Genomic DNA, 2288 nt, shown 5'->3' with positions numbered 1-2288 from the left:
CTACTCCTTCACCCCGATCGAGCTGAACCATCCCGACCCGTTCGGCGTCACCGTCGTGCTGATGGAAGAGGACCGCCAGCATGGAGGCGGCGTTGACGGGGTCGCCGCCCAGCTTCGAGATGGTCACCGGGACGCCGGAAGCGGTCGTCGCACGGACGAAGATCGAGGCGGGACGAGCGTGCAGGCCCTCGGCCCAGCCGACGTTGACGCGGCGCTCTGCCATGGTGATGCCCTTCAGGTTCTTACGGTTGTCTAGACCAGTCTCTCACGACGTCCGGAATGGTCGGACCGACCTTCGGCCCGAATCTCCCGCCGTTCGACCTACCCCAGCTTGCACTGATTCGCGCCAGCTTGCCCGATGCGCCGCGCCCGGGCCAGTCGGGCCGTTCGAGCCTTAAGGTGGCCCCATGACCACCGAGTCGGACCCCTCGTACCCGGATCACTGGGAAGCGGACGTCGTCCTGCGCGACGGCGGAACCGCCCGGATCCGGCCCATCACCACCGACGACGCGGGCCGGCTGGTCAGCTTCTACGAGCAGGTCTCGGACGAGTCCAAGTACTACCGCTTCTTCGCCCCCTACCCGCGGCTCTCCGACCGCGACGTGCACCGCTTCACGCACCACGACTTCGTGGACCGGGTGGGCCTCGCGGCGACGATCGGCGGGGAGTTCATCGCCACCGTCCGCTTCGACCGGATCGGCTCCGACGGCCGCCCCGCCACCGGGCCCTCCGACGAGGCCGAGGTCGCCTTCCTCGTCCAGGACGCGCACCAGGGCCGCGGGGTCGCCTCCGCCCTGCTCGAACACATCGGCGCGGTGGCCCGCGAGCGCGGGATCCGCCGCTTCATCGCCGAGGTGCTGCCCGCCAACACCAAGATGATCAAGGTGTTCACGGACGTCGGCTACCAGCAGAAGCGCAGCTTCGAGGACGGCTCCGTCCACCTCACCCTCGACCTCGAACCCACCGCCGAGTCCCTCGCCGTCCAGCGCGCCCGCGAACAGCGCGCCGAGGCCCGCTCCGTGCAGCGGCTGCTCGCCCCGGGATCGGTGGCCGTGATCGGAGTCAGCCGCTCCCTGGCGGGCGTGGGCGCGGCGGCCCTGCGCAACCTCCGCGACAGCGGATTCCACGGCCACCTCTACGCCGTCAACGAGGCCGTCACCCGCGATCTGCTCGACGGGGTACGGGCCTACCCCACGGTCGGCGCCATCGGCGCCCCCGTCGACCTCGCGGTGATCGCGGTCCCGGCCGACCGGGTCCCCGAAGCCGTGGCGGCCTGCGGCGAACACGGAGTGCAGGGACTGGTGGTGCTGTCCGCCGGATACGGGGAGAGCGGGGCCGAGGGCCTGGCCCGCCAGCGCGAACTGGTGCGGCAGGTGCGCTCGTACGGGATGCGGCTGATCGGGCCGAACGCCTTCGGGGTGATCAACACCGCACCGGAGGTGGAGCTGAACGCCTCGCTCGCGCCCGCGCCGGCCCCCGCACGGGGGCGGGTCGGCCTCTTCACCCAGTCCGGCGCGATCGGCATCGCGCTGCTCTCCGGACTGCTGCGGCGGGGGGAGGGGCTGTCCTCCTTCGTCTCGGCCGGCAACCGGGCGGACGTCTCGGGCAACGACATCCTCCAGTACTGGTACGACGACGAGGCGACCGACGTCGCCCTCATGTACCTGGAGACCCTCGGCAACCCGAGGAAGTTCACCCGGCTCGCCCGGCGCACGGCCGCCGTGAAGCCGGTGGTCGTCGCCAAGGGCGGCCGCCACACCCCCGCCGGACACCTCGTCCCCGGCACCCGGCTGCCCGACGCGACGGTCTCCGCGCTGCTGCGCCAGGCCGGAGTGATCAGGGTCGACACCGTGACCGAGCTGGTGGACGTCGGCCTGCTGCTCGCCTCGCAGCCCGTGCCGGCCGGACCGCGGGTGGCGATCCTCGGCAACTCCGAGTCGCTCGGGGTCCTCACGTACGACGCCTGCCTGACGGAGGGGCTGCGGCCGCTGCCGCCGCTCGACCTGACGACCGCGGCCTCGCCGGAGGACTTCCGTACGGCCGTCGCCGCGGCGCTGGCCTCGCCGGACAGCGACGCGGTGATCGTGACGGCGATCCCGTGGGTGAGCGAGCAGGCGCTGGCCGACGATCTGGCCGACGCGCTGCGCGAGGCCGTGGTGGCGCATCCCGGCAAGCCGGTGGCCGTGGTCCACGTGGAGCTGGGCGCCCTGGCCGAGGCCCTCTCCGCCGCGACGGCCCCGGAGGCCGTGGCTCCCTCGACGGTCCCGACGACCGCGACGGCCCTGGCG

General features: G+C 72.7%; 2 protein-coding genes. One reads left to right on the top strand and one right to left on the bottom strand.

Annotated elements, in window-relative coordinates; genetic code table 11:
* Positions 1-223, bottom strand: a 223-nt coding sequence (locus ACWGDE_RS38295) for an HPr family phosphocarrier protein (protein ID WP_453393703.1), incomplete at its 3' end; no start/stop codon positions are given.
* Between the two features lie 184 nt (positions 224-407).
* On the opposite strand from ACWGDE_RS38295, the gene ACWGDE_RS38290 reads away from it, so the two are divergent.
* On the top strand, positions 408-2288 hold a 1881-nt coding region (locus ACWGDE_RS38290), incomplete at its 3' end, for a GNAT family N-acetyltransferase (protein ID WP_453393702.1).

The sequence above is a fragment of the Streptomyces sp. NPDC054956 genome, from assembly GCF_053609185.1.
Note: the sequence above shows the minus strand (reverse complement) of the source record. Positions and strands in the feature narration are given on the sequence as shown.